The sequence below is a fragment of the Streptomyces sp. WP-1 genome, assembly GCF_030450125.1.
Lineage (GTDB): Bacteria > Actinomycetota > Actinomycetes > Streptomycetales > Streptomycetaceae > Streptomyces > Streptomyces incarnatus.
The window spans coordinates 7,260,802-7,287,456 of sequence record NZ_CP123923.1 but is presented as its reverse complement, the minus strand read 5'-3'; the positions used below and the strand labels follow the sequence as shown (position 1 = coordinate 7,287,456).

The window sequence follows — 26,655 nt, the reverse complement described above, 5'->3', positions numbered from 1 at the left end:
GATCAGTCGGACCTCCGGCTCAACTCCCGCGACGACCGGGGACGTTGACCCCGAGCAGGACGGCCAGCACCACCGCGAGCGCCCCGAGCGCGGCCACCGCGGCGGCCGTACCGGCGAGCCAGGGCGGGGCCAGTGTCGCCGCCCACAGCCGTGCCGGGTCCGGCAGTCCGAACCGTCCGCCGAGCACCTGTCCCGCGCCGAGCCCGGCCGTGACCGCGAGGGCGGCCGCCGCCGCGCCGAGCCGGGCGTGCACCGCCCGCGCGGGCAGGGCGAGGCCCAGGAGCATGCACAGCGCGGAGGCGACGAGCGTGGCGCCGAGCAGCCCGTGGGAGAGCCCGGCCCAGTAGCGGGGCGCGTGGGCGGCTCCGCAGAGGAACACCAGCAGGGCGGCGACGCGGACGCCGGTGCCGGCCGGGACATGCAAAGCGGCCTTCTTCGGCGGGGGCTTCTGGACGGCGGGGTCGAGCCGCAGGAGCTTGAGCCGTGGCGCCCGGCGCGGTGAGGCCCCGGGCGGGTGTGCGTGTGAGGGGCCCTCGGCGACCGGCGCGCCGCCCTCCGGTGCCGCGGGCGCGAGTTCCCGTACCGGCCGGTCCGCGCCCGCGCCCGCGTCCGCGGCCAACTCGCCGATCAGCTCGGTCAGTTCCCCGACGGTCCGCCCGGTGGCCGCGGCCTGGACGGCGGTCCGGCGGCAGCGCGGCTCCAGGGGGGTGCGGTGCAGCAGCCGCAGCAGCGGGCCGACCTCGGCCACGGGGCGCAGCCCGGCGGCGGCGCGGAGCACGGCGTCGGCGCCTGCGGGGGTCCGCGGTGGCCGGGTGAGCAGGACCGCCAGCCGGGTGACGTCCGCGACCGAGCGGTCGACTCCCGCCGAGCGCACCGCCTCGGCCAGGGTCCGGGTGTGCTCGGGGGAGCTCTCCAGCAGGGCGATGAGGCGGACGACGTCCTCCAGCGGGCGGGTGGCGACGGCCGTACGGACCAGGCCGAGCAGCGGATCGTCGTACCGGTCGTCCTCCCCGTACTCGGACCCGTACCCGTAGCCGGACCCGGGCGCGGCCTCGGGCACCGCCTCGTGCGCGAACGTGGACGCGGCCTCGCGCGGGGCGCCGGACGCGGTCCCGGGCGGCCGTTCCGCCCAGGTCCCGGACGGCGGCGCCGACCGCGTCAGGACCCGGACCGGCCGGACGCGGACACCGGCCGTGACCGGCTCGGGCCGTATGCGGGAGTCGTCGGAACAGGTGGACGAAGAGCGGCTGGTCATCTCGGCTCCAGTGCAGGAGTGCGGCCGCACCCGACGCCCCCGACCGCGGCACGCGCAGTACGCAGTCCATTACTAGGAGCCGCTCCCCCGCGCCGCCACCCGGGTGCGGCACTGGTGTGAGAGCCCGCCGCCCCTCCCCCGCCGGGGTGCGCCCTCTGCTCCTCCTGGCGCATTCTTGCTGTGTGATCCACCCGGAGGCGGACAGGACGAGGTAGGGCCGATGGCGGGCAGCGGGGAGCGGGCGGTCCGTACACGGGCCCGGCTGACCGCGCTGCTGGCGGACGCCTCCACCGCGGCGCTCCGCGCGGCGGGCGGCCGGGTCGCGGGCGTGTATCTGCGCGCCGACGCGCCCGGCTTTCTGCGCCTGGCCGTGCTCACCGGCCTCCCCGGCCCCCTCTTCCGCACCTGGTGGCGGGTGCACGTGGACCGTCCCTTCCCCGTCTGCGACGCCTACCGGCGCGGCCTGCCCGTGGTGCTGTCCAACGCGACGGAGGCCGTGCGCCGGTACCCGCAGTTCGCGGCGGGGCTGCCGTTCCCCTTCGCCTCGGTGTACATGCCGGTGCCGGGCGGCGGTGAGCCGCTCGGGGTGCTCGCGGTGCTGCGCCCCTCGGCCGGCGACGACGACGGCGAGCCGCTGGACCGGGAACTGCTGGCCAGGCTCGCCGAGGGCCTGGGCACCGAGCTGCTCGCGCTCGCCGACGGGGACCGGGACGCCCTCGTCTGGGACGGGGAGCCGCAGTGCGTACGGCCGCCCGCGGCCCGGCCCCCGCAGGCCGCCGTCGGACGCTTCACCTGGGACCCCGGCACCCACGCGGTCCGCGCGGACGACCGGCTGCACACGCTGCTCGGCCTGGCGGCGGGCGACTTCGCGGGGACCGACACCGCGCTCGCCGAGGCGCTCGCCCCGACGGAGGCGTACCGGGTGCTGGCCGCGCTGCGCGACACCGCCGCCGGGAAACCGCCGGGCGCGCCGCTGAGCCTGCGGGCGGCCGACGGCGCGCCCCGGCTGCTGGACCTGTGGTCCGCCCCGGACGGCGGCGCGCTGCCGTCCGGGGCGGACGCGGAGGCGGAGGCGGACGGCGGCGCGCCGGCACGGGTCGGCGGCGTGGTGTTCGACCCCGGCCGGGCCGCCCTCGCCGACGGCGCCGCCGACCAGCTGCCGCAGGGCGTGTTCTGCCTGGACCGGCTGGGGGTGGTCGTCTACGCCAACGCGGCCGCGGCACGGTTCGCCGGGCAGGCGCGGGAGTCGCTGCTCGGGCGGACACTGTGGGACGCGCTGCCCTGGCTGACCGGACCGCCGTACGACGATCATCTGCGCGGCGCCCTGCTGTCCCCGGAGCCGGTGCACTTCCATGTGCGGCGGCCGGACGGGGCGCACGGCGGGTACGACGGGTTCGCGGTGTCGGTGCATCCCGGCGACGACCTGCTGACCTGCACGCTCGTCCCGGCCAGCCGGATGGAGGCGCCGGACGGGCCCCCGCCGCCGGGGCACGCGGTGGCGGCCGGGCCCTCGATGGCGGCGGCCTACCGGCCGATCGCGCTCGCCATCGCGCTGACCGACGCGGTGACGGCCCAGCAGGTGTCGGCCGTGGTGACGCAGGAGCTGCTGCCCGCGTTCGGCGGCCGCAGGCTCGCCATCCACCTGCTCCAGGAACGGCATCTCCATCTCGCGTGGGAGTCCGGTTTCCCGCCGGGGTTCCTGGAGCCGTTCGACGGGGTGGCGCTCGACGCGCGGATCCCGGCCGTGGAGACCCTGGCCACCGGGCGCCCGCTGTTCTTCGAGTCGATGCGGCAGCTGGCGCAGACGTACCCGGGGCTGCCCCTGGACGCCGAGGAGGGGGCCCGGGCGTTCCTGCCGCTGATCGCGTCCGGGCGGCCGGTCGGCTCCTGCGTCCTCGGCTTCGACCGCCCGCGCGGCTTCAGCGCGGAGGAACGTACGGCGCTCACCGCGCTCGCCGGGCTGATCGCGCACGCGATGGAGCGGGCCCGGCGCTACGACAGCGAGGCGGCCCTCGCCCGGGGCCTCCAGCAGGCCCTGCTGCCGAGCCGGCTGTCGGCGCATCCCCGGGTGGAGACGGCGGGCCGCTATCTGCCGGGCACCGAGGGCCTGGACGTGGGCGGCGACTGGTACGACGTGGTGGAGTCCGGGGACGGTCTCGCGCTGGTCATCGGGGACGTGCAGGGGCACGGGGTGCAGGCGGCGGCGACCATGGGCCAGCTGCGCAGCGCGGTGCGGGCGTTCGCGCTGGGCGACCGGCCGCCCGACGAGGTGCTCAGCGGCACCAACCATCTGCTCATCGGCCTCGACCCGGGCCAGTTCGCCAGCTGCTGCTGTCTGCGCCTGGACCCGGCCACCGGGCGCACCCGGATCGCCCGCGCCGGCCATCCGCCGCCGCTGCTGCTCTCCCCCGGCGACCGGGCCCGGGTGCTGGACATCCCCGGCGGTGTCGTCCTCGGGGTGGACCCGGAGGCGCGCTACCCGGTGACCGAGCTGGTCCTCGAACCGGACGCGATCCTCGCGCTGTACACGGACGGGCTGGTGGAGCGGGCGGGCGCCGACATCGACGACGGGATCGCCGAGCTGCGCCGGGCCCTGGACCGGGCGGGCGCGGCCGCCGGGCGGCGCGACGGCCTCACCCTGTCCGGGGTCGCCGACCGCCTCACCGCCGCCGCCCGGCACGCCGACGCCCGCCCCGACGACGTGGCCCTGCTCCTGGCGAGGAGGCTTCGCCATGGGTAGCCGCCCGGTCCGCTCGCGGTGGTTCCCGGCGGCCGGGCGGAGGTGGCGCGTCGAACGCCTGCGCCCCTTCCGCGCGCTCCTTCCCCCGGCGCGCCCCGTCCGCCTCACCCGGCACCCACTTCCCGGGGTGACGGTCTCGCCTGAAGGCGTCGGGCAGTGTAGACATGGGCACATGGTGCGACTGCCCGGCCGGCCAGTGACCCGGCCGCCCCGACCTTTCGGGCACCCGCGCGCACCACTGGCCCCGCCGCCGGACGGCCCCGGTGCGAACGGCGACCGGCCGGGCATGCTGTGGGCGGCGGTGACCGGGCGCAGCGTCGCCGGCCAGGTGTTCGTGCTCCAGGTCGTGATCGTGCTGCTGCTGGTGGTCTCGGCCGTGGTGGCCCAGGTCCTCCAGGTGCGCCACGACAGCGAGACCGAGGCCCGCAACCGCTCCCTGGCGGTGGCGCAGACGTTCGCCAACGCGCCGGGCACGGCCGCCGCGCTGCGCTCACCGGACCCGACGGCGATCCTCCAGCCGAAGGCCGAGGCCGCCCGCAAGGCGACCGGCGTGGACTTCATCGTCGTGATGAACACCCAGGGCATCCGCTACACGCACCCCCGTCCCGACCGCATAGGCAAGAAGTTCGTCGGCACCATCGGCCCGGCCGTGGCCGGCGGCACGGTCGTGGAGAAGGTCAACGGCACGCTCGGCCCGCTGGTGCAGAGCGTGGTCCCGGTCAAGGACGCGAACGGCACCGTGGTGGGGCTGGTGTCGGCCGGCATCACCACCGCGCATGTGGGCGGAGCCGCCGACCAGCAGCTGCCCCTCCTGCTCGCCGCGGCCGCCGCGGCCCTCGCGCTGGCCACCGCGGGCACCGCGCTGGTCAGCAGACGGCTGCTGCGCCAGACCCATGGCCTCGGGCCGTACGAGATGACCCGGATGTACGAGCACCATGACGCGGTGCTGCACGCGGTCCGCGAGGGCGTGCTGATCGTCGGCCGCGACGGCCGGCTGCTGCTCGCCAACGACGAGGCGCAGCGCCTGCTCGATCTGCCGAGGAACGCCGAGCGCCGACACGTCCTGGAGCTGGGCCTGGACGACGACACGGCGCGGCTGCTGGCCTCGGGGCGGGTGGCCACGGACGAGGTGCACCTGGTCAAGGACCGCCTGCTGGCGATCAACCAGCGGCCCACCGAACTGCGCGGCGGCCCGGCCGGCAGCGTCACCACGCTGCGCGACTCCACCGAGCTGCGGGCGGTCTCCGGGCGGGCCGAGGTGGCCCGGGAGCGGCTGAACATGCTGTACGACGCCGGGGTGGGCATCGGCACCAGCCTGGACGTGACCCGCACCGCCGGGGAACTGGCGGAGCTGGCGGTGCCCCGGTTCGCGGACTTCGCGACCGTGGACCTGTTCGAACCGGTGCTGAACGGGGAGGAGCCCCGGCCCGGGAGCGATCTGCGCCGGGTGGCCTGCGCGGGCATCCGCGAGGACTCCCCGCTGTACCCGGTGGAGCACCGGATCCGGTTCGTGGCGACCTCGCCGCAGGCGCACAGCCTGACGACCGGGCAGTCGGTGGTGGAGCCGCGGCTGCGCGACGCGCCGGGCTGGCGGGCGCAGGAGCCGGAGCGCACCGACAAGGTGGTGGAGTACGGCATCCACTCGCTGATCACCGTGCCGCTGCGGGCGGGCAGCCTGGTGCTGGGCGTGGCGAACTTCTGGCGTTCGGAGAAGCCGCAGCCGTTCGACACCGAGGAGCTGGCGCTCGCCGAGGAGCTGGTGGCGCGGGCCGCGGTGTCCATCGACAACGCCCGCCGGTACACGCGCGAGCACAGCATGGCGGTCACGCTCCAGCGCAGCCTGCTGCCGCGGACGCTGCCCGAGCAGGGCGCGCTGGAGATCGCGTACCGGTATCTGCCGGCGCAGTCCGGGGTGGGCGGCGACTGGTTCGACGTGCTGCCGCTGTCCGGGGCGCGGGTGGCGCTCGTGGTGGGGGACGTGGTGGGGCACGGGCTGCACGCGGCGGCGACCATGGGGCGGCTGCGCACGGCCGTGCACAACTTCTCCGCGCTGGACCTGCCCCCCGATGAACTGCTCGGTCTGCTGGACGAACTGGTGGGCCGGATCGACCAGGACGAGAACCCGGACGAGGGCGCCGCGGTGACCGGGGCGACCTGTCTGTACGCGGTGTACGACCCGGTGTCGCGGCGGTGCACCATGGCCCGCGCGGGGCATCCGCCGCCCGCGCTGGTGCGTCCGGACGGGCGGGTGGAGTTCCCGGAGATGCCGGCCGGGCCGCCGCTGGGCCTCGGCGGACTGCCGTTCGAGACGGTCGATCTGGAGCTGGGCGAGGGCAGCAGGCTGGTGCTGTACACGGACGGCCTGGTGGAGGACCGGGAGCGGGACATCGACGTCGGCCTGGAGCTGCTGGGCGACGCCCTGCGCTCGTCGCCGGACGGCTCTCCGGAGACGACCTGCCGTACCGTGCTGGAGCGGATGCCGGCCCGGCCGAGCGACGATGTGGCGCTGATCGTGGCCCGCACCCGGGTGCTGGGTCCGGACCAGGTGGCCGAGTGGGAGGTGCCGTCCGATCCGGCGGCCGTCTCCGAGGTGCGCTCCTCGGTCACCCGGGCGCTGGACGCGTGGGGCCTTGAGGAGCTGGCGTTCACGACCGAGCTGATCCTCAGCGAGCTGGTCACCAACGCCATCCGCTACGGGCGGCCCCCGATCGGGGTACGGCTGCTGCGCGACCGCACCCTGATCTGCGAGGTCTCCGACCGCAGCACGACCTCCCCGCACCTGCGCTACGCGGCGAGCACCGACGAGGGCGGCCGGGGCCTGTTCCTGGTGGCCCAGGTCGCCGACCGCTGGGGCACCCGCTACACGCCGAACGGCAAGATCATCTGGGCGGAGCAGCCGCTGCCGTAGGGGCTCGCTCCGCCCGGACCCTGCCGTCCGGCGCGCCGGTCGACCGGCGGTGGGGGGCGTCGGTCGACCGACGGCGGGGGTGGCTGTCAGCCGGTGGTGGGGGTGCCTGTCAGCCCGCGGTGGGGGCGCCGGCGACGCGGCGTTCGCCGCCGTTGTGACGCTGCCACATCCGGTAGACCTCCACCGCGTCCTCGCGCGGCTCGTACCGCATCGGCAGCCGGCGCTCGTCCCAGTTCTTGCCGAACTCCTCGTAGAAGGTGTCCAGTTCGAAGTACTTGCGGTCGTCGACGTAGTGCGGCTCGTAGGCGTCGCGGGTGGTGAGGAAGACGACCTCGTCCGGGGAGCAGTAGTACAGCGAGCCCAGGCACATCGGGCAGGGGTGGGCGAGGACGTAGACGGTCGTGCCGGTGAGGTGCTCGGTGCCCAGCTTCACGCAGGCCTCACGGACGGCGAGGATCTCCGCGTGCGCGGTCGGGTCGTTCGTCTGCGCGACCCGGTTGGGGCTCTCGGCGAGGATCTCGCCGTCCTTGACGATGACGGTGGCGAAGGGGCGGCCGCCCTCGGCGACATTGCGGCGGGCGAGGTCGATGGTGCGCTGGACGAAGTCCATGCGGTCCTCCAGAAAAGACGGGCGGATCAGAAAGGCGCGGGTCAGAAGGGCTTGGTCGGCAGGTACTTGCCGTCCAGGGTGATGACGGCGCGCTCGCCGCCCTCGGGGTCGGCGACCTTCTTGACGTCGAGCCTGAAGTTGATCGCGGAGATGATGCCGTCGCCGAACTCCTCGTGGACCAGGGCCTTGAGGGTGGTGCCGTAGACCTGGAGCATCTCGTAGAAGCGGTAGATCGTCGGGTCGGTGGGGACCGCGCCGGGGATCGAGCCGCGGGTGGGGACGGTGGTCAGCAGCAGCGCGGCGTCCGCGTCGAGACCGAGCAGTTCGGCGACGGCCTTCGCGGCGTCCTCGGGCAGGGCGTGCTGGCCGAGCACGGCGGCGGTGGTGAAGGCGACCGACAGGCCGGAGGCGTCGGCGATCTGCTGCCAGGAGAGGTCCTTGCGGGTCTTGGCCTCGACGGCGGCGACGGCCAGGTCCTGGCGGGCGGTGGGGTCGAACTGGGCGTGGATCATGGGAGGGTTCCTCACTGTGCGATGGGGATGGGTGCCGGTCGGCTCCGGCGGGGCCGGTCCGGAGATCGGGGTGTCGGGCCGCGAGCGGGGCGGGGCTCAGGCCGCGAGCGGGGCGCCGGCGGTGAGGTCCTCGACATGGCCGGTGGCGATGTCGAAGACCCAGCCGCGCACCGTGACCTGGCCTCGCGCGAGGGCGCGGGCGACGCTGGGGTGGGTGGCCAGGTTCGCCAGCTGGGCCAGCACGTTCTGCCGTACCAGGGCGGGCACGTCCGCGGCGCCCGGGGTGCGGGCCACCGAGGCGTCGGCGAGCCGCAGCCAGTCGGCGACCGCGGGGGCGCCGCTGAGGTCGTGACCGTGGGCGAGGGCGGTCATCGCGCCGCACGCGGAGTGCCCGCAGACGACGATGTCCTTGACGCCGAGCGTGCCGACGGCGTACTCGATGCTCGCCGCGACCCCGTCGGCGCCGGGGGTGCGGGCGGGGACGAGATTGCCGGCGGTGCGGATGACGAACAGCTCGCCGGGCTCGCAGCCGGTGATCAGCTCGGGCACGACGCGGGCGTCGGAGCAGCCGATGAACAGCGTGTGCGGCGTGTGGTGCGCGGCCAGGTGGCTGAACAGCTCCCGCTTGGCGGGGAAGACGTCCTGCTGGAAGCGCGCGACGCCCTGGGCGAGGTCTTGCATGGGGTCACTCCCTTTCGTGGCGGCCCGGCCCGTGGGGCCCGGCGAGATCCACCATGCATGACCTCGGGCTATAGAGTCCAAGACGTGCTGGACATGAAAGCTATTGATGCCATCTATAGTGTTGTCCATGGCCCTGGAACTGCGTCATCTGCGCTATCTGCTCGCCGTGGCCGACCACGGCGGCTTCACCCGTGCCGCCGAGGATCTGCACATCTCGCAGCCCACGCTGTCCCAGCAGATCAAGCAGCTCGAACGGACCCTCGGTGTCCAGCTGCTCGACCGCACCGGGCGGACGGTGCGCCTCACCGACGCGGGCGAGGCGTACGCCCATCACGCCCGGGGCGCGCTGCACCGGCTGGCCGCCGCCGAGCGCGCCGTCCACGATGTGCGGGACCTGAGCCGCGGGCGGCTGCGACTGGCGGTCACCCCCACGTTCACGGCCTATCTCGTCGGACCGCTCACCGCCGAGCTGCACAGCAGGCATCCCGGCATCACCCTGACCGTGCGGGAGACCACCCAGGACCGGATCGAGACGGGGCTGCTGGCCGACGAGTTCGACCTCGGCATCGCCTTCCGGGGCACCCATCTGCCGGGCATCACCGCGACCGCCCTGTTCACCGAGACGCTCACCCTGGTCACCGGCAACTCCACTGCCACCGGGGGACGTTCGGACGCGCTGCCGGTACGGGAACTCGCCGACCGCCAACTCGCGCTGCTCAGCGGCGACTTCGCCACCCGCGGCCATATCGACGCCTATCTGGAGGGCCACGGCGTCAGCCCGCGCATCGCGGTGGAGGCGAACTCCATCCAGGCCCTGACCGAGGTCGTGCAGCGCACCTCCCTGGCCACCGTCCTGCCGGACGCGATCACCCACGACCACCCCCGCCTCGTCCCCGTGCCGCTCGACCCCGCCCTGCCGACCCGCACGGTCACCCTCCTCGGCCGCGCCGACGCCTACCGCAGCGCCGCGACCCTCGCCTTCACCCGTCTCACCCATGAGCTGGTGCGCGACCGCGGGTACACGGCGGCCTCCTGAGCCGAACCCCCGGGTCAGCCGAGGGCGCGGTCGAGGTTGAAGGCGGCGCTGATCAGCGAGAGATGGGTGAACGCCTGCGGGAAGTTGCCCTGTTGCTCGCCGGTGCGGCCGATCTCCTCGGCGTACAGGCCGAGATGGTTGGCGTAGGTGAGCATTTTCTCGAAGGCGAGGCGGGCCTCGTCCACCCGGCCGGCCCGCACCAGCGCCTCGACGTACCAGAAGGAGCAGATGGAGAAGGTGCCCTCGTCGCCGCGCAGCCCGTCGGGGCTGACCAGCGGGTCGTAGCGGTAGACCAGCGAGTCGGACACCAGGTCCTCGGTGAGGGCGTCCAGCGTGGACAGCCACTTGGGGTCGGTGGGGGCGATGAACTTGGCGAGCGGCATCATCAGCACGGAGGCGTCCAGTACGTCGCCGTCCTCGTGCTGCACGAAGGCGTGCCGGTGCTCCGACCAGCCCCGGTCCATGATCCGCCGGTAGATGGCGTCCCGGGTCTGCCGCCAGCGCAGCAGTTCGGCGGGCAGCCCGCGCCGGTTGGCGAGCCGGATGGCGCGTTCCACCGCGACCCAGCACATCAGCCGCGAGTACAGGAAGTTCTTGCGGCCGCCCCGGGTCTCCCACACGCCCTCGTCGGGCTGGTCCCAGTGCTCGCAGACCCATTCGACCAGCTGGGTCACGTCGTCCCACTGCGCGCTGGAGATGGGCTGGGCCCATTTGTCGAACAGGTAGACGGAGTCGATCAGGGCGCCGTAGATGTCGAGCTGGAGCTGGTCGGCGGCGGCGTTGCCGACCCGGACCGGGGCCGAGCCCTGGTGGCCCTCCAGATGGGGCAGCTCGCGTTCGGGCAGGTCGGTGCGGCCGTCGATGCCGTACATGATCTGGAGCGGGCCGGAGGCGGCGCCGTCGCCGGGGCTGATGTGGGTGGTGAGGAAGCGCATGAACGCCTCGGCCTCGCCGCTGAAGCCGAGCCGCAGCAGCGCGTACACGGCGAAGGCGGCGTCGCGCACCCAGACGTACCGGTAGTCCCAGTTGCGCTCGCCGCCGAGCTGCTCGGGCAGGCTGGTGGTGGGGGCGGCGACGATGGCCCCGGTGGGGGCGTAGGTGAGCAGCTTGAGGGTGAGCGCGGAGCGGTGCACCATCTCGCGCCAGCGGCCCCGGTAGCGGGACTGCTGGAGCCAGCGCCGCCAGTAGGTGACGGTCGCGTTGAACTCGTGCTCGGCCTCGGCGTGGGCGCAGCCGCGCGGGGCGAGGGCGCTGTCGGCCTGGTCGAGCGCGAACACCGCCGTCTCGCCCTCGCCGAGCTTGAACTCGGCGCACGCGTCGCGGCCGTCGCACTCCATGGCCACGGTCGCGGTGAGCGCGAGGGCCAGGTCGGGCGACTCGAACAGCAGCGTGCCGTCCGTGTCGCGGACGGTGTGCTGGGCGGCGCCGTAGTCGAAGCGCGGGGCGATGAGGGCGCGGAAGGGCACACGGCCGCGTACGCACACCACCCGCCGGATCAGCCGGTGCCGCCCGGTGTCGCAGGGCTCTCCGGCGTCGGCGGAGACCGGCATGAAGTCCTGTACCTCGCCGACGCCCTCCTCGGTGAAGAAGCGCGTGATCAGCACATTGGTGTCGGGGAAGTAGAACTGCTTGGTGCGGGCCGGGACGGCGGCGGCCAGCTCGAAGCAGCCGCCACGCTCGGCGTCCAGGACGGCCGCGAAGACGCTGGGCGAGTCGAAGGACGGCGAGCAGTACCAGTCGATGGTGCCGTTGCTGCCGACCAGGGCGACCGTGCGCAGGTCGCCGATCAGGCCGTGCTCGGCGATGGGCAGGTAGCGGGGGCTCGCGGAGGTGTCCGCGGCGAACGGCGGCGTCTGGCTCATCGGCGGCCTCCCGGTGCGGGTGCGCGAACTCGTCCCGCTGTGTCTCCAGCTTAGGAGCGAGTGAGGCGGCGTGGAGTGGGCAGGCGCTCCGCACCCGTCACCGGCGTCTCCTCCGGATGCAGGGTGCGCCGCGGCGGGCAATGGTGAGAGTGTGCCCCGTTCGGCGGCACCGGCACGGATGCGGTCATCCGGACCGAGGAGGAGGCAACACATGTCGACATCCGCAACTGGAGGGTCCCGGTCGCCCGACGACCACTGCACCCCGGACTCCCTGCTCCACTCGGCTCCCCAGCAGGACGTCACCCCGGAGGACCTGGTGATGGCGGCCGGCAGGGACATCACCCCGAAGACGCTCGACTGGGCGCGCCGCAAGCTGGAGACGGAGGGTCCGTCGGCGATCGAGAAGCTGCTGCCCTGACGGGGGCGACGGGGAGCCAGGGCGGGCGGCGCGGATGGGCGCCGCCCGCCCTGGCTCGGTTCATGGGCGGGTCCGTACGGGTCAGGCCCGTATGGGGGCGAACCCGTACGGGTTCAAGTCCGTACGGGTTCAAGTCCGTACGGGGCAAGTCCCTACGGGGTCAGGTGCGGGTGGTCGGCCAGGTACGGGTGGCCGGCGGTCGATCGCGCGGTCCCCCGCACCCCTGGAGCGGCGGGCCCGGCGCCGGCCGGAGCGCGCCCGTCACTCCGCGCCCCTTACTCCGCCCGGACCGCGCCCCTCACTCCGCCCGGTCCTGCTCGTCCGGTACGACATGCACCGCGGCCTCCTCCGCGCCCGCCGCGCCCCCGTCGATGCCCACGTCCTCGGCGAAGGTGTCCGCTTCCGGGTCCCGCGCCGACAGGCGGCCCGCGCGGACGTCGCCCGCCTCGGGGTCGACGGGTTCGCCCGCGCCGCCGGGCAGGTCGCCGATGCCGTCGCCGGCCGGCTCGTCCTGGTCGGGGACCTCCTGCCGCAGCCGCTGGTCCAGGCTCTCGCCCGCGCGCTGCTCGGCGGCGGTGGTGCCGTACTTGGTGACGCCGAGGGGGCGCTCGGGCGGGGAGTAGCCCTCGTCGAGCATGTCGTCGTAGGAGCGTCCGCCGATCGCGTCCTGCGGGTCCAGGGGCGCGGCGTCCTCCTGCTCCTCGTTCGTTCCGGTGGGCTGGTAGGCGTCGTCGCCCATGGGGGCCTGCGCTTCGCTCATCGTCGGCTCCTTCCGTGCTCGCGCGGCGGTCCCGGTCCGCGTTTCCCGCAGCCGGGACGTCAACCCCGCGAATACCGGATTCGGCGCGACCGGGTTCAGTCGGCGGACTGCTCCGCCAGGCCCGAGGTCCACTTCTCCTCGATGCGGCCCGCCTTCCACACCAGCAGCGCGAGCGCCCAGGTGACGAAGAACAGGCCGACGATCACGAAGCCGACCGTGTTGAGGTCGAGCCCGGCGACCCAGTCCCAGAAGAAGCCGTGCAGGTCCATCTTGTCGGCGAGGAGCCCGAGGAGTTCGACGGAGCCGATGATCAGGGCGACGGCGACGGACAGGCCGGTGATGGTGAGGTTGTAGTAGACCTTGCGGACCGGCTTGGAGAACGCCCAGCCGTAGGCGAAGTTCATGAACGAGCCGTCGATGGTGTCCAGCAGCGACATCCCGGCCGCGAACAGCACCGGCAGGGTGAGGATCGCGTACCAGGGCAGTCCGGAGGCGGCGCCGGAGCCGGCGAGGACCAGCAGGGCGATCTCGGTGGCGGTGTCGAAGCCGAGGCCGAACAGCAGACCCAGCGGGTACATCTGCCAGGGCTTGCTGATCGAATGGGTGACGCGGCCGAGCAGGCGGTTCATGAAGCCCCGGTTGTTGAGCTGGGTCTCCAGGGCCGCCTCGTCGAAGTGGCCGGTGCGCATCTTGCGGAAGACCTTCCAGATGCCGGCCAGGATGACGAGGTTGATCACGGCGATGAGGTAGAGGAAGGCGCCGGAGACGGTCGTACCGATGAGGCCGGTGACCTCGTGCAGGTGCGAGTTGTCGTTCTGGACCGGCCCGGCCAGGGACTTCATGCCCAGGGAGAGCAGCAGGGCGAGGCCGAAGACGATGGTGGAGTGGCCGAGGGAGAACCAGAAGCCGACGGACAGCGGGCGCTGCCCGGAGCCCATCAGCTTGCGGGTGGTGTTGTCGATGGCCGCGATGTGGTCCGCGTCGAAGGCGTGCCGCATGCCGAGGGTGTACGCGGTCACGCCGATGCCGATACCGAAGGACTGGGTGCCGACGCTGAAGTGCTGGGGGGCGATGATGCCGACCAGGGTGCCCCAGCCGATGACGTGCAGGGCCAGCACGAAGGCGGCCATCGAGCCGACCCTGATCCACTCCTGGCGCGTCATGGAGCGGCGGACGCGTTGCCAGGCCGACGGCTTGGCGCCGGCCTGTGCGGGGAGGGACGGAGCGGAACCAGGGGCGGCCGTCATCGGGAGGGTCATTCCTAACGTCGTACGAGTACGGCTGCACACCACAGCCTTGTGCCATCATCCCGTACCTGCAACTGGTGTGCAGTAAAGGCGGCGGCAGGCCTTTCCCATGGTCAGGAAAAGACCATGAACAGGAAAAGGCCGCTCCCCCGGGCGGGCGGAGCGGCAAAGAGGCCGTACTCGGCGGCGCGGCCGGCCGGCGGGTCCGGGGACGCACCGGCCGCGGCGCATCCATGCGCAACCGGTCATGAACCGGTAATCCCCGGGCAAAGTCCGGGAAGGGTGCCTGTCCATGTCCGCCGGTCGCCCGGGGAACGTCTACAAATGTGTAGTCACATGTTGTCGAAGCACGTCGAAGGAAAGGGTGTGCGGCCGTGGCCACTCCCCCACATCTGGCACATCTGGCGTCGCGACTCGCGGTCAACGTGCTCGACGCCCACTCGCTGCTGGCCGCCTTCGGGGTGCTCGGCGTCGGCGTGGTGCTCTTCGCGGAGACCGGCCTGCTGATCGGGTTCTTCCTGCCCGGCGACTCGCTGCTGTTCACGGCGGGCCTGCTGTGCACCGGCACGGCCGACCGCGGGCTGCGCCTCTCGCTCGGTCCGCTGCTGGCCGCGGCGGCGCTCGGCGCGCTGGCGGGTGCCCAGTGCGGGTTCCTGATCGGCCGCAGGGCGGGCGGCGCGCTGCTGGCCCGCACCCGCTCGGCGAAGCTGCGCGAGGGCGCGCACCGCGCGGAGGAGCTGCTGGACCGGTACGGCCACGCGAAGGCGATCGTGCTGGCCCGCTTCGTGCCGGTGGTGCGTACGGTGCTGAACCCGATGGCGGGCGCGCTCGGCGTGCCGGCCCGCACCTTCGCCCTGTGGCAGGTGATCGGCGGCCTGGCCTGGAGCCTCGGCCTCACGCTGGGCGGGTACGCGCTGGGGTCCTCGATCCCGAATGTCGACAAGTACCTGCTGCCGGTGATCGCGCTGATCGTCCTGGTCTCGCTGATCCCGCTCGCGGCGGAGGTGCTGCGTTCGCGCCGGGCGGCGAAGGAGACGCCGTGACGGGCCCGGTGACGTGCGGGCCTGCGCTGCGGGCGGCGGGGGCGTACCGGGCGTGGCCGCCGTCGGCGTCGTGAGCCGCCGCAGGGCCGCGGCCGTCGTCGGTCTCGGCGTCTGCGCCTGGTCGGCGTTCGCGGCGCTGACCCTGGTCGTGGTCTCCCGGCACGGCGCCCCGCTCCCCCCGGACCGCGCCCTGCTCGCCTGGGCCCTCGGGCACCGGCCGCCGACGGCGGTCGCCGCGGCGCGCGGACTGACGGACACCGGCACGGGGGCGGTGCCGTACGCCGTGGTGGTCACGGCCGGACTGATCGCCGGCCGGACGCCCCGGCAGCGGTACGCCGCCGTCCTCACGGGCCTGCTCTGCCTCGCGCTGGGGCAGGCGGTGCGGTACGGCGTGATGGACCTGGTCGGCCGGGCCCGGCCCCCGTACGGGTACTGGAAGGCGCTCCCCTCCGGCTGGTCGTACCCCTCCGGGCACACCACCACCTCGGCCCTGGCGGCCGGGCTGCTGATCACGGCGCTGTGGCTGCGGGCCCCGCACGGCCGGGGCCCGCTGATGTCGCTGGCCGCCTGCTGGGGCGCGGGGGTCGGGCTGACCCGGATCTTTCTCGGGGTGCACTGGTCCACCGATGTGCTGGGCGGCTGGCTGTTCGCGGCGGGCTGGCTCGCCCTGCTGCTCACGGCGGCGGCCCGGTGGCTGCCCGCCGGCCTCAGGCCCGGCGCTCCGGACCCCGATTCCGCCCCGCTCGCCCCGACGGAAGAAACCCGGCGGAGATACTAAGGCAACTTTATAAGCTAGCCTTAGCATATGAGTGATGATCTGGACCCCGAGGCGGTCGCCTCGGACCTGCTCGCGGGCATCGGCGTGCTGGTGCGCCGCGTACGCCAGGTGCCGGTCGAGGGCGGGCTGACGATCCCGGAGCGCGGCGCGCTGGCGCAGCTGGACCGCTCGGGCCCCACCACCTCCTCCGCGCTGGCCCGGGAGGCGCAGATCACCGCGCAGTCCATGGGGGCGACGCTGGGCGCGCTCCAGGCCCGGGGGCTGGTCGAGCGGCGCCGGGATCCGGACGACGGCAGGCGCGTGGTGCTGACGGTGACCGACGCCGGACGGCAGGCGCTGCGGGACAAGCGCAACGCGCGGGCCGAGCTCATCGCGGGCGCCCTGACCGGCGGCGCGTTCACGCCCGCGGAGCTGGAGCGGCTCGCCGAGGCCGCCCCGCTGCTGCGACGGCTGGCCCAGAGCATCTGACGCCGACGCGCCTTTCGCGCCGACGACCCTTCGAGGAAGCAGGCCGATGACGGACCCTCCCCAGCCGCACGCCCCGTACCGCTCATCCGGTGACCGGTACAAGTGGACGGCGCTGACGAACACGACCGCCGCGGTCTTCATGTCCGCGCTGGACGGCTCCATCGTGCTGATCGCCCTCCCGGCGATCTTCCGCGGTGTGCACCTGGACCCGCTGGCCCCGGGCAACATCGCCTACCTGCTCTGGATGATCATGGGGTACCGGCTGGTCCAGGCCGTCCTGGTGGTCACGGTGGGCCGGCTGGGGGACATGTACGGCCGGGTCCGGATCTACAACTGCGGCTTCGCGGTGTTCACCTTCGCCTCGGTCCTGCTGTCCTTCGATCCCTTCGACGGCGGCCACGGGGCGATGTGGCTGATCGCCTGGCGGGTGGTGCAGGCCGTGGGCGGGTCGATGCTGACCGCGAACTCGGCGGCGATCCTGACCGACGCCTTTCCGAAGGAGCAGCGCGGTTTCGCCCTGGGCATCAACCAGGTCGCGGCGCTGGCCGGAATGTTCATCGGCCTGGTCGCGGGCGGTCTGCTGTCGGCGTGGGACTGGCGGGCGGTCTTCTGGGTGAACGTGCCCGTCGGCGTGTTCTTCACGCTGTGGGCCTACCGCACCCTGCGCGAGACCGGCGGGCGGGGCGGCGGCCGGGTCGACTGGTGGGGCAACATCACCTTCGCGGTGGGCCTCAGCGCGGTCCTGATCGCGGTCACCTTCGGTCTCCAGCCCTACGGCGGGCACACCATGGGCTGGACGAACCCCCTCGTCGAGGCGCTGATAGCCGGCGGCCTCGCGCTGCTGGCCGCGTTCGTCGTGATCGAGTGCCGCACCGCCGCGCCGATGATCCAGCTGAGCCTGTTCCGCCGCCGGGCCTTCACCTTCGGCAATCTGGCGGGCCTGGCCATCTCGATCGGGCGCGGTGGGATGCAGTTCGTGCTGATCATCTGGCTCCAGGGCATCTGGCTGCCGCTGCACGGCTACGACTACGGCGACACGCCCCTGTGGGCGGGCATCTTCATGCTGCCGCTGACGGCCGGCTTCCTCGCGGCGGGGCCGGTGTCGGGGTATCTGTCCGACCGGCTCGGCTCCCGGGGCCTGGCCACCGGCGGCGCGGTGCTGTTCGGTGCGAGTTTCCTCGGTCTGATGCTGCTGCCGATCGACTTCGGCTACGGGGCGTTCGCGGTGCTGATCGCGGTCAACGGGATCGCCAGCGGCATGTTCGCCTCCCCCAACTCCTCGGCGATCATGGGCAGTGTGCCCTCCGAGCTGCGCGGCGTCGCCTCGGGTATGCGCGCCACCTTCCAGAACTCCGGTACGGCGGTGTCGATCGGCGTGTTCTTCTCGCTGATGATCGCCGGTCTGGCGAGCCGCCTGCCGCACACCCTCACCGCGGGCCTGCGGCAGCAGGGCGTGCCCGCCCATGTCGCCGCCCAGGTCGGCGATCTGCCCCCGGTCTCCTCGCTGTTCGCCGCCCAGCTGGGCGTGAATCCGATCCGGCATCTGCTGGAGCCCAGCGGCGCCCTGGCCCGGCTGACCCCGGCGCGACAACAGGCTCTGACCGGGCGGGAGTTCTTCCCGAACCTGATCTCCGGGCCCTTCCACTCCGGGCTGGTGGTCGTGTTCGCCTTCGGCGCGGCCCTCGCCTTCCTCGCCGCGATCGCCTCCCTGCTGCGCGGCGCCAACACCCCGGCCGGGGCGCCGAAACCGCGCGAGGCGGGTGACACGGCCACCCGTCCGGACCGGCACACCAATGCCTGAGACACCGAACCGGCCCGGGCACCTTCGCTCCAGGGCCCGGCCCCGCCCCACGGACATCCACAGGAGAAGCAACCACCATGGCACTGACCACGATCGACGCGATGTGCGCCCTCGTCGTGATCGATCTCCAGAAGGGCATCGTCTCCGCCCGCACCGAGGCTCCGGTGACCGCCGCCGTCGAGCGATCGGCGCGTCTGGCGAGCGAGTTCCGGCGGCACGGCCTGCCGGTGGTCCTCGTCAACGTCACCGGACGCGCGCCGGGTCGTACGGACACCGTACGGTCCCGGGACGGCGCGCGGGCCGGGGGCGAGGCGCGGGCCGGGGGCGGCGCGCGGGCCGGGGGCGGGGCCGGGCGGCCGTCCGACTGGGCCGAACTCGTGGCCGAGCTCGGCGTCCGACCGGGCGATCATCTGATCACCAAGCGGCGGCGCAGCGCGTTCCACGACACCGGGCTCGACACCCTGCTGCGGGACCTGGGCGTCACCCAGGTCGTGCTCACCGGCATCTCGACCAGTTCGGGCGTGGAGTCGACGGCCCGCTCGGCCTCCGACCACGGCTACCACGTGGTCCTGGCCACCGACGCCATGGCCGACCCGGACGCCGAGGCGCACCGGCACAGCGTCGAACGCGTCTTCCCCAAGCTCGGCGAGACCGCCACCACGGCCGAGGTCGTCACCATGCTGGAGGCGACGCGATGAGCCTCCTGGGCCGGCTTCTGAGGAACCGCAGGGCGGGCGAGACCCATGCGGCGTGGAACATGCCCCACCTCCAGGGTCCCGGGCCGCTGACCCTCACCAGCCGGGACTTCGGCGACGGTGAGGTCATGCCGCTGGAGCAGTGCGCGAAGACCATCGGGGGTGCCGACCTCTCGCCCCACCTGGCCTGGACGGCGCCGCCGGCCGGTACCGCCCAGCTCCTGCTGGTGGTCGAGGACATCGACGTGCCGATGGCCAAGCCCGCCGTGCACTGCCTCGCCCTGATCGACCCGGCGGCCGGGCACCTCGACCAAGGCGCCCTCGGGGCACGGCGACCGGCGCCCGGCGTACGGCTGCTGCGCTCCACCATCGGCCGCGGCTACCACGGTCCGGCCCCGGTCAAGGGCCATGGCCCCCACCGCTACACGTTCCAGCTGTTCGCCCTGGCCACCCCCGTGGATCTCCCGCGCCCGGAACGGGCCCGCCCCCGTGCCTTGCTGCCCGCCGTCACCGGGCCGGTCCTCGCCCGCGGCCGCCTGACCGGCGTCTACGAGCGCTGACCCGGCCCGTCGGACACCTCGGGCGCCGACCTCGTACCGCCCGTGCTCCAGGAAGGCGCGCAGCGCCTCGGGCGTGCCGTCGTCCAGGGCCTTCTCGGCCGCCGCGCGGCGCTGGTACCGGCCATGCCGCTCCGCTCACCGCCCCGGCCTTCGCCGCCGACGCGCCCGCCACCGCCACCGTCGCCGCCACGAGCGTGGCGGCGGTGACGGACGGCTCCCGCACACCGGTCGACGACATGTCCGACGACGATGTGCGGGTCGCGGTCTTCCTCGTCGCCGCTCGGGTGACTCCGCGTCAGGGTTCAGGGTGCGACGTGCGGGCCGTCCGGGCGGCCGTCGCGCTGGCGCACCATCTCGCGGCTCAGCTCCTCGGTCTCGGCCTCCGGCAGCCGTTCGTAGCCGTCCTCGGTGATGAACGACAGGATCGGGAAGATACGGCGGTTGAGATCGGGCCCGCCGGTGGCCGAGTCGTCGTCGGCGGCGTCGTACAGCGCGTGCAGCGCGGCGAGGGCGGCCTCGCGGCGGGTCAGTCCGGGCCGGTAGAGCTTCTTGAGCGCGCCCCGGGCGTACGGCGAGCCGGAGCCCTCGGCGTGGAACTCCCGCTTCTCGTACAGACCGCCCACCGCGTCGTAGGCGAAGATGCGGCCGCCCTCGCCGGTGGGCGCGCCGAGGTCGTACCCGGCGAGCAGGGGGACGACGGCGAGGCCCTGCATGGCCTGGGCGAGGTTCTGCCGGATCATGGTCGCGAGGCGGGTCGCCTTCGCGCCCAGGGTCATCGGAATGCCCTCGATCTTCTCGAAGTGGGCCAGTTCGACCTGGTAGAGCCGCACCATGTCGAGGGCGAGCCCGACGGTGCCGGCGAAGGCGACGGCCGTGTGGTCGTCTGCCGGGTGGACCTTCTCCAGGTCCCGCTGGGCGATCAGGTTGCCCATGGTGGCCCGGCGGTCCCCGGCGAGCAGCACACCCTCGCCGTAGGTGAGCGCGAGCACCGTGGTGCCGTGCGGGAAACTGCCCTCGGCCGCGCTCGTGCCGGGCGGCAGCGGGGAGGCGGTGGGCAGCAGCCGGGGGCGGTGGGCGGCCAGGAACTCGGCGAAGGACGAGCTTCCCGGCGTGAAGAACGCCTCGTCCATGAGCCCGGCGGTGTCGTTCCCCGTCATCTGCTTCCCCTCCATAAACACGCGGTATCACCCGTCTCCTACCTGACGCGGCCTGACCGGAAACCCTTCCGCGCGCCCCGGCGTGTAGTACAACCGTCGGCTTTCGGCCGCGACCCACGGCCAGTCGCGGGCGTACCCGGGCGGTTTCGCCCCCGCCGGTACGAGGGTGGCCGTCGGAACGCGCCGGACCGTGCGCGCGAGGGCGTCCGCCGTGGTGTCGGCGTTGGGGCCGGACGTCGCGGCCGAGGCGCAGCCGGCGTAGAAGGCGACGGGCAGGGCGTCCTCGCCGGTGACCAGGCAGGGGGCGCGCACGCCGAGGCGGTGCAGGGTGGCGGCGGTGCGCGACCAGGAGCGGTGGCCGTCGGCGGCGACGCCCGCCGTGCGCGCCAGCACGGTCAGTTGGGCCCCGAGGTGGACGGCGAACGCCAGGCAGAGCGCGCCCGCGACCACCGGACGCCAGGGCCGGGGCGGGGCGCTCGCCAGGTGGAGCAGGGCGGCGGCGACGGGGAGGGCGAGGAGGGCATAGGCGGGGAGCAGGAAGCGGGGGGCCGCGTAGCCGATCAGGAACAGGTAGGGGAAGGCCGCCGACGCCGCGCACGCCACCGGCAGTGCCGTGGCCGCCGTCCGTCCGGCGCGGACCGCGTACAGCAGGGCGAGCGCGGCGAGCAGGGGCAGCGCGCACCACCAGAAGGTGACGAGCGGGCCGGGCAGCGCGCCGGCGCAGGGACGGCACAGGGTGCGGCCGCCGAGGCTGCGCAGCTGGTCGACGACGGCGAGATGCCAGCCGAGGCCGCCCTGGATCGCCGAGCCTTCGGACAGCCGGTGCAGCAGGCCGCCGTAGCGCGCGTACGCCTCGACCACCCACTCGGCGACCCCGGCCGCGAGCCCGGCGAGCAGCACGGACAGCCGCCGCCAGTGCCGGTGCCGCAGACCGACGGCGAGCAGCGGCAGGACGGCCCACACCGCGTCCATGGGCCGCATCCAGCCCATCAGCGCGGCGCCCGCGGCCAGGCCCCCGAGCGCGGCCCGGCCGGACGGGGGCACGCCCGCGCGCAGGTAGGAGCCGACCGTCACCAGGGCCCCCACCGCGACCCAGTAGTTGGGCATCGCCTGGAGGCCGTAGAAGAGGGTCACCCACAGGGAGGCGAGGAGGGCGGCGGCGAGGGTGAGGGCGCGGGGCGGGAAGAGGCCGCGCCAGGTCCGCAGGGCCAGGTACAGGGCGAGGCCGGAGAGGGCGGCGAGGTAGCAGCGCAGCAGGACCGTGGAGGACGACCACGCGGCGACCGGCGCGACGAGCAAAGAGATGCCGCGGGCCCGGGGCGCGCTGAAGTAGGCGGCGGGGGCGCGGACGCCGAACTGGCTGACGTACACCGCCTCGTCCCAGCCGAGGCCCATGCCGGGGCGGACCAGGAGCAGTTGGACGAGGGTGAAGGCGGCGGCGACGGCCGCGAGCGGGAGGGCGGCCCGGCGGCTTCGGGCGGCCTCGGACGGGGGCCGGGAGCGGGCGGATCGCGTCCCGGTGAGTACGGCGTCGGCGCTGCCGGTCATCATCCTCCCCTTCGCCCCGAAGGGGGCGGAACCGGAAAGGTCCACCCCATCACAGAGTGACCGGAGATCTCGGGCGAACCCGCCGTTCACCCCGCTGTCCGGGAAGGCGGTACGGCCCGCGAGCACCGCCACTACGCGCTGTAAGGTTGGAACATGGCTGGTACAGGGTCCCGGGGCAGGGCGGAACGGCGCAGCGCCGGGGAGCTGGAGAGCGAGGTGCTGGCCGCCCTCTGGGCCACCGACCGGCCGCTCACCCCGGCGGAGATCCAGGCCGAGATCGGCGGCGGTCTCGCGTACAACACGGTGCACACCATCCTCAAACGCCTGTACGACAAGGGGCTGGTGCTGCGGGACGCGGACGGGCGGCGCGGCGCGTACCGTCCGGCGAAGAACGCGGCCGAACTGACCGCCGAGGCCATGCGCCAGGCCCTGGACCGGGGCCCGGACCCGATCGCCGCGCTCCAGCAGTTCGTGACCGGTTTGAGCCACGAGGAGGAGCGGGCACTGCGCGAACTGCTCACCGAGGGCGACACCTGAGCCGACGGGTCCTCGCACCAGGCCCCCGTACGACGCCCGGGTACGAGGGCTTCGCACAGGGTCCGGGACACGGGGCTGCGCGCACGACGTCCACGGCAGGAGGTCTCCCGCAAAAGATCTCGCGCAGGAGATCCGATGTGTACGGCCCGCTGGCGCTGTCGCTGCCGCTCCCCCTGGCGGACCCGCTGACCGGCCGGTACGTGGCGCGGGTGCCGGCCGCGGCCGCCGTGGTGACCGCCGGGGCCACCGCCTGGACGCTGGCGCTGCTCGACGCCACGCTGCTCGGGGACGTGCCGCCGGTGGCGCGCGGTCGGGCGGGGAGGGGCGGGCAGGCGGCGGCCTCCGGTGCCGGTGGTGATCGGTCCTGCCGCGTGTCCGGCACTGGTGGTCGTCGGCGTGCGGCTGCGCTGTGCCGTACCGGCCGGGCGGCGCACCGGCCGGGCGCTGCGGCGGCTGTGCGCGGGGCAGCCGACGGACACCGGGCGGATCGTGGCCCGCGTCGGCTGTGCTGGTCACATCGGCGCTGCTGCGCGCTCCGGTCCGCCGAGCGGCGGGGGCCCCTCGCGCACGAGCGGGTCCATCGCGCCCACCGGCACAGGCGTCCTGGTGACGGCGGCCGACCCGCTCCTGTGGTCGGTGCGTTCGACCGCGAGCCACCTGGTGGAGCGGTGGGCCGACAAGCGCACTGCGGCCGTCGTACCACCGCCCACGCACCGGCGCGGGCCGCGCTCACAGCGCGGCGGGGCGACGCGGTCTGCGCGCCGCACCTCGCCGACCGCGCCGTCACCCGTCGTATCGCCGCCCTCCAAGCCGCCCCGCAGCCCGGCCTGGGAGCGCCGCCGCGCTGAGCGGACCGGGCCCGCTGCCCGGGTCTCAAGAGACCTGGAGATCCGGGTCTCAGGAGGTCTCGTTCGGTACCCGGTGGCGGGGCTGCTGCGGCAGCGGGCGGCGGATGGTCGGGGGTACCGCGCGGACGGCCGGCTCGCTCGTGGTCACCGTGATGGCGTCACCGTGGTGCCGCAGCTCCAGCGGCGGGCCGTCGAGCAGCTCGTACGTCGTCTTGTCCGCGTCGATCTCCACCCGCAGCCTGCGCCCCCGGAACTGCACATGGAAGGCGAGCCTGGAGAGCCGCTCGGGCAGCCGGGGGGCGAAGCGCAGCCGTTCGCCGTCGCGGCGCATCCCGCCGAAGCCCGCGACCAGCGCCATCCAGGTACCGGCGAGCGAGGCGATGTGCAGCCCGTCGCGGGTGTTGTGCTCCAGGTCGTGCAGGTCCATCAAAGCCGCCTCGGCCGTGTAGTCGTAGGCGAGGTCGAGATGGCCGGTCCGGGCGGCGACGACGGCCTGGCAGCAGGCGGACAGGGAGGAGTCGCGGACGGTCAGCGGCTCGTAGTAGGCGAAGTTCCGGGCGATCTGCTCCTCGTCGTACCGCTCGGCGAACCAGCTGTCGCACGTGTACAGCGCCAGCACCAAGTCGGCCTGTTTCACGACCTGTTTGCGGTAGAGGTCGAAGTACGGGAAGTGCAGCAGCAGCGGGTACTGGTCGGAGCGGGTGCCGTCGAAGTCCCAGCGCTGGTAGCGGGTGAACCCGGAGTGCTGTTCGTGGACGCGGAGTTCGGCGTTGTACGGCACGTGCATCGCCGCGGCCGCGTCCCGCCACGCCGCGCTCTCCTCCTCGTCCACCCCGAGCCGGGCGGCCTCGCGCGGATGGCGTTCGACGATGTCGGCTGCGGCCAGCAGGTTCTGACTCGCCATCAGGTTGGTGTAGGTGTTGTCGTCGGCGACCGCGCTGTACTCGTCGGGTCCGGTGACGCCGTCGAGGTGGAAGACGCCGTGGGCGTCGTGGTGGCCGAGCGAGCGCCACAACCGGGCCGTCTCCACCAGGAGTTCGACCCCGGCCTCGCGTTCGAAGGCGGTGTCGCCGGTGGCCTCGACGTAGCGGACCACGGCGTCGGCGATACCGGCGTTCACATGGAAGGCGGCGGTGCCGGCCGGCCAGTACGCCGAGCCCTCCGGCCCCGCGATGGTCCGCCAGGGGAACGCGGCCCCGGCGAGCCCCAGTTGGGCCGCACGCTCGCGGGCCTCGTCCAGGGTGCTGTGCCGCCAGCGCAGCGCCTCGGCGACGGCCGCGGGCGCGGTGTGGGTGAGCACCGGCAGCACGAACATCTCGGTGTCCCAGAACGCGTGCCCGTCGTAGCCGGAACCGGTCAGACCCTTCGCGGGTATCGCGCGCTGCTCCGCGCGGGCCCCCGCCTGCAGGACGTGGAACAGGGCGAACCGTACGGCCTGCTGGATCTCCTCGTCGCCGCTGACCTCGACGTCGGCACGTGCCCAGAAGTCGTCCAGGCAGGCCCGCTGGTCGGCGAGCAGCCCGGGCCAGCCGTCGTGGGCGGCGGCCGCGAGCGCGGCGTCGACCTGGTCGGCCATCGCGGGCAGCGAGCGGGTCGCGGACCAGCCGTGGGCGACCAGCTTCTCCACCCGCAGGCTCTGCCCGGGCTCCAGGACCGAGGTGACGGTCAGCCGGGCCAGGTCCGTGCCGCTCTCGCTGCGGGTGGTGGTGCGCTCGGGCCCGCTGACGACGTGGTCGGCGGCGACCGCGACCCGCAGACCGCTGCGCCGGGTCCGGTGCACCAGGCGCAGCCGGTTGCCCGTGGCGAAATCGTCCTCCTGCTCCAGGGGCGACTTGAGCGCCACGGCCGCGCGCGGGTCGCCGTCGGAGCCGGGCAGGCTCTCGTTGGCGACCAGCTCGGACTGGATCACCACCCGGCTGCGGGAGCCGACGGCCTCCACCTCGTACGCCACGGCGGCCACCGCGCGCTGGGTGAGCGAGACCAGCCGGGTCGAACGCACCCGGACCGTGGAACCGGCCGGCGAGGTCCACTCGCAGGTCCGCTCCAGCACCCCGCGGCGCAGGTCCAGGACCCGTTCGTGGGCGGTGAGGCGGCCGTAGCGCAGATCGAACGGCTCGTCGTCCACGAGCAGCCGCAGCACCTTGCCGTTGGTGACGTTGATGACGGTCTGGCCCGACTCCGGATAGCCGTACCCGGCCTCCGCGTACGGCAGCGGGTGCACCTCGTGCACGCCGTTCAAGTAGCTGCCGGGCAGCCCGTGCGGTTCGCCCTCGTCGAGGTTGCCGCGCCAGCCGACATGGCCGTTGGACAGCGCGAACACGGACTCGCTCTGGGCGAGCAGATCGAGGTCGAGGGTGGTCTCGCGGACCGCCCACGGCTCGACGGCGTACGACCCCTGGGTGATCACCGCTTGCCTCCCAGCTCGGCGAGGTCCGCCACGACGACGCTCGCGCCGTGCGCGTACAGCGCCTCGCGCTGGCCGACCCGGTCGAGGCCGACGACGTACCCGAAGCCGCCCGCGCGGCCCGCGTCCATCCCGGCCTGCGCGTCCTCGAAGACGGCCGCCCGGGACGGTTCGACGCCCAGGTCGTGGGCGGCGGCGAGGAAGGTGTCGGGGTGCGGCTTGCCCGGCAGCTTGCGCTCGGCGGCCACCACGCCGTCGACACGTACGTCGAAGAAGTGCTCGGCGTCCACGGCCCGCAGCACGTCACGGCAGTTGGCGCTGGAGGAGACGATCGCGGTGCGCAGCCCCTCGGCGCGGACCGCCTCCAGGTAGCGCAGGGTGCCCTCGTACGCCTCGACGCCGCCGGTGCGGATCCGCTCCAGGAGCAGCTCGTTCTTCTGGTTGCCGAGGCCGTTCACGGTCAGGGCCTCCGGTGGGTCGTCCGGCGTGCCCTCCGGCAGATGGATGTCGCGTGACTCCAGGAAGGCGCGCACCCCGTCGGCGCGGGGGCGGCCGTCGACGTACTCGTCGTAGTCGGCGACCGCGTCGAACGGCCGTGCCTGTGCGCCCTCGTGGGAGCGCAGGAAGGCGTCGAACGTCTCCTTCCAGGCGGCCGCGTGCACCACGGCCGTCTTGGTGACGACCCCGTCGAGGTCGAAGAGGCAGGCCTGGATGTCGTCGGGGAGTCCGAGCTGATTCATACCGAGGACTGTTCCCCATGAGCGGCTCTCCATCGAGTGTCCCGCGC

General features: G+C 74.0%; 23 protein-coding genes and 1 pseudogene. 12 read left to right on the top strand and 12 right to left on the bottom strand.

Annotation, left to right across the window (positions count from 1 at the left end; translation table 11 throughout):
• Positions 1-19 precede the first annotated feature (19 nt).
• On the bottom strand, positions 20-1,255 hold the full coding sequence (locus QHG49_RS32405) for a hypothetical protein (RefSeq protein WP_301492348.1): 1,236 nt from the start codon (positions 1,253-1,255) through the stop codon (positions 20-22).
• Positions 1,256-1,475: 220 nt separating this feature from the next.
• On the opposite strand from QHG49_RS32405, the gene QHG49_RS32400 reads away from it, so the two are divergent.
• Together QHG49_RS32400 and QHG49_RS32395 are read left to right on the top strand one after the other, a co-directional pair.
• On the top strand, positions 1,476-3,995 hold the full coding sequence (locus QHG49_RS32400; RefSeq protein WP_301492347.1) for a GAF domain-containing SpoIIE family protein phosphatase: 2,520 nt from the start codon (positions 1,476-1,478) through the stop codon (positions 3,993-3,995).
• A gap of 286 nt (positions 3,996-4,281) precedes the next feature.
• A complete protein-coding gene (locus tag QHG49_RS32395) occupies positions 4,282-6,903 on the top strand; it encodes a SpoIIE family protein phosphatase/ATP-binding protein (protein WP_159708835.1) in 2,622 nt (873 codons plus the stop codon).
• 109 nt (positions 6,904-7,012) lie between these two features.
• Here QHG49_RS32395 and QHG49_RS32390 read toward each other — a convergent pair whose 3' ends face one another.
• The 3 genes from QHG49_RS32390 to QHG49_RS32380 form a co-directional block, all read right to left on the bottom strand.
• The gene (locus QHG49_RS32390; RefSeq protein WP_301492346.1) at positions 7,013-7,513 is read right to left on the bottom strand and encodes a nucleoside deaminase; all 501 of its coding nucleotides are present in this window, start codon (positions 7,511-7,513) and stop codon (positions 7,013-7,015) included.
• A 41-nt stretch (positions 7,514-7,554) separates the two neighbouring features.
• On the bottom strand, positions 7,555-8,025 hold the full coding sequence (cynS, locus tag QHG49_RS32385; RefSeq protein ID WP_159707367.1) for a cyanase: 471 nt from the start codon (positions 8,023-8,025) through the stop codon (positions 7,555-7,557).
• Between the two features lie 96 nt (positions 8,026-8,121).
• Positions 8,122-8,706, bottom strand: coding sequence for a carbonic anhydrase (locus QHG49_RS32380; RefSeq protein WP_159707365.1), 585 nt, complete (start codon positions 8,704-8,706; stop codon positions 8,122-8,124).
• A gap of 127 nt (positions 8,707-8,833) precedes the next feature.
• On the opposite strand from QHG49_RS32380, the gene cynR reads away from it, so the two are divergent.
• Positions 8,834-9,742, top strand: coding sequence for a transcriptional regulator CynR (gene cynR / locus QHG49_RS32375; RefSeq protein ID WP_159707363.1), 909 nt, complete (start codon positions 8,834-8,836; stop codon positions 9,740-9,742).
• Between the two features lie 14 nt (positions 9,743-9,756).
• On the opposite strand, the gene QHG49_RS32370 is transcribed toward cynR, so the two are convergent.
• Entirely contained in the window at positions 9,757-11,604 is a 1,848-nt protein-coding gene (locus tag QHG49_RS32370; protein ID WP_145484637.1) for a glycoside hydrolase family 15 protein, read from the bottom strand.
• Positions 11,605-11,815: 211 nt separating this feature from the next.
• Here QHG49_RS32370 and QHG49_RS32365 point away from each other — a divergent pair, with 211 nt between their 5' ends.
• Entirely contained in the window at positions 11,816-12,022 is a 207-nt protein-coding gene (locus QHG49_RS32365) for a hypothetical protein (RefSeq protein WP_145484635.1), read from the top strand.
• Between the two features lie 298 nt (positions 12,023-12,320).
• Here QHG49_RS32365 and QHG49_RS32360 read toward each other — a convergent pair whose 3' ends face one another.
• Positions 12,321-12,782, bottom strand: coding sequence for a DUF5709 domain-containing protein (locus QHG49_RS32360; protein ID WP_159707359.1), 462 nt, complete (start codon positions 12,780-12,782; stop codon positions 12,321-12,323).
• A 95-nt stretch (positions 12,783-12,877) separates the two neighbouring features.
• Positions 12,878-14,029, bottom strand: coding sequence for a HoxN/HupN/NixA family nickel/cobalt transporter (locus QHG49_RS32355; protein ID WP_186337761.1), 1,152 nt, complete (start codon positions 14,027-14,029; stop codon positions 12,878-12,880).
• A 374-nt stretch (positions 14,030-14,403) separates the two neighbouring features.
• Between QHG49_RS32355 and QHG49_RS32350 the strand changes: the two genes are divergently transcribed.
• The 6 genes from QHG49_RS32350 (at position 14,404) to QHG49_RS32325 (ending at position 19,374) form a co-directional block, all read left to right on the top strand.
• On the top strand, positions 14,404-15,072 hold the full coding sequence (locus QHG49_RS32350; protein WP_159707357.1) for a DedA family protein: 669 nt from the start codon (positions 14,404-14,406) through the stop codon (positions 15,070-15,072).
• A gap of 70 nt (positions 15,073-15,142) precedes the next feature.
• Entirely contained in the window at positions 15,143-15,850 is a 708-nt protein-coding gene (locus tag QHG49_RS32345) for a phosphatase PAP2 family protein (protein ID WP_301492343.1), read from the top strand.
• Positions 15,851-15,877: 27 nt separating this feature from the next.
• On the top strand, positions 15,878-16,318 hold the full coding sequence (locus QHG49_RS32340) for a MarR family winged helix-turn-helix transcriptional regulator (protein ID WP_145484627.1): 441 nt from the start codon (positions 15,878-15,880) through the stop codon (positions 16,316-16,318).
• Between the two features lie 46 nt (positions 16,319-16,364).
• Positions 16,365-18,119, top strand: a complete 1,755-nt coding sequence (locus QHG49_RS32335) for an MFS transporter (protein ID WP_301492340.1) — start codon at positions 16,365-16,367, stop codon at positions 18,117-18,119.
• 77 nt (positions 18,120-18,196) lie between these two features.
• A complete protein-coding gene (locus QHG49_RS32330; RefSeq protein WP_159707353.1) occupies positions 18,197-18,817 on the top strand; it encodes an isochorismatase family cysteine hydrolase in 621 nt (206 codons plus the stop codon).
• Positions 18,814-19,374, top strand: coding sequence for a YbhB/YbcL family Raf kinase inhibitor-like protein (locus QHG49_RS32325; RefSeq protein WP_301492339.1), 561 nt, complete (start codon positions 18,814-18,816; stop codon positions 19,372-19,374). Before QHG49_RS32330 ends, QHG49_RS32325 begins: the two co-directional genes overlap by 4 nt.
• Before the next feature lie 42 nt (positions 19,375-19,416).
• Here the strand turns inward: QHG49_RS32325 and QHG49_RS34230 are convergent.
• From QHG49_RS34230 to QHG49_RS32315, 3 genes and pseudogenes are all read right to left on the bottom strand, one after another.
• Positions 19,417-19,470 (bottom strand): annotated as a pseudogene (locus QHG49_RS34230) (hypothetical protein); the annotation flags it as partial.
• A gap of 206 nt (positions 19,471-19,676) precedes the next feature.
• On the bottom strand, positions 19,677-20,531 hold the full coding sequence (gene prcB, locus QHG49_RS32320; protein ID WP_301492338.1) for a proteasome subunit beta: 855 nt from the start codon (positions 20,529-20,531) through the stop codon (positions 19,677-19,679).
• Between the two features lie 27 nt (positions 20,532-20,558).
• Entirely contained in the window at positions 20,559-22,079 is a 1,521-nt protein-coding gene (locus QHG49_RS32315) for a hypothetical protein (RefSeq protein WP_301492337.1), read from the bottom strand.
• A 153-nt stretch (positions 22,080-22,232) separates the two neighbouring features.
• Here QHG49_RS32315 and QHG49_RS32310 point away from each other — a divergent pair, with 153 nt between their 5' ends.
• Together QHG49_RS32310 and QHG49_RS32305 are read left to right on the top strand one after the other, a co-directional pair.
• Positions 22,233-22,616 (top strand): BlaI/MecI/CopY family transcriptional regulator, encoded by a 384-nt coding sequence (locus QHG49_RS32310; protein ID WP_145484618.1) that lies wholly within the window; start codon positions 22,233-22,235, stop codon positions 22,614-22,616.
• 668 nt (positions 22,617-23,284) lie between these two features.
• Positions 23,285-23,464 (top strand): hypothetical protein, encoded by a 180-nt coding sequence (locus QHG49_RS32305; RefSeq protein WP_301492335.1) that lies wholly within the window; start codon positions 23,285-23,287, stop codon positions 23,462-23,464.
• Between the two features lie 49 nt (positions 23,465-23,513).
• Here QHG49_RS32305 and QHG49_RS32300 read toward each other — a convergent pair whose 3' ends face one another.
• Both QHG49_RS32300 and QHG49_RS32295 read right to left on the bottom strand, forming a co-directional pair.
• The gene (locus QHG49_RS32300; protein ID WP_301492334.1) at positions 23,514-25,871 is read right to left on the bottom strand and encodes a glycoside hydrolase family 65 protein; all 2,358 of its coding nucleotides are present in this window, start codon (positions 25,869-25,871) and stop codon (positions 23,514-23,516) included.
• The gene (locus QHG49_RS32295; RefSeq protein WP_301492333.1) at positions 25,868-26,608 is read right to left on the bottom strand and encodes an HAD family phosphatase; all 741 of its coding nucleotides are present in this window, start codon (positions 26,606-26,608) and stop codon (positions 25,868-25,870) included. The genes QHG49_RS32300 and QHG49_RS32295 overlap by 4 nt, the downstream gene beginning before the upstream one ends.
• Positions 26,609-26,655: the final 47 nt, after the last annotated feature.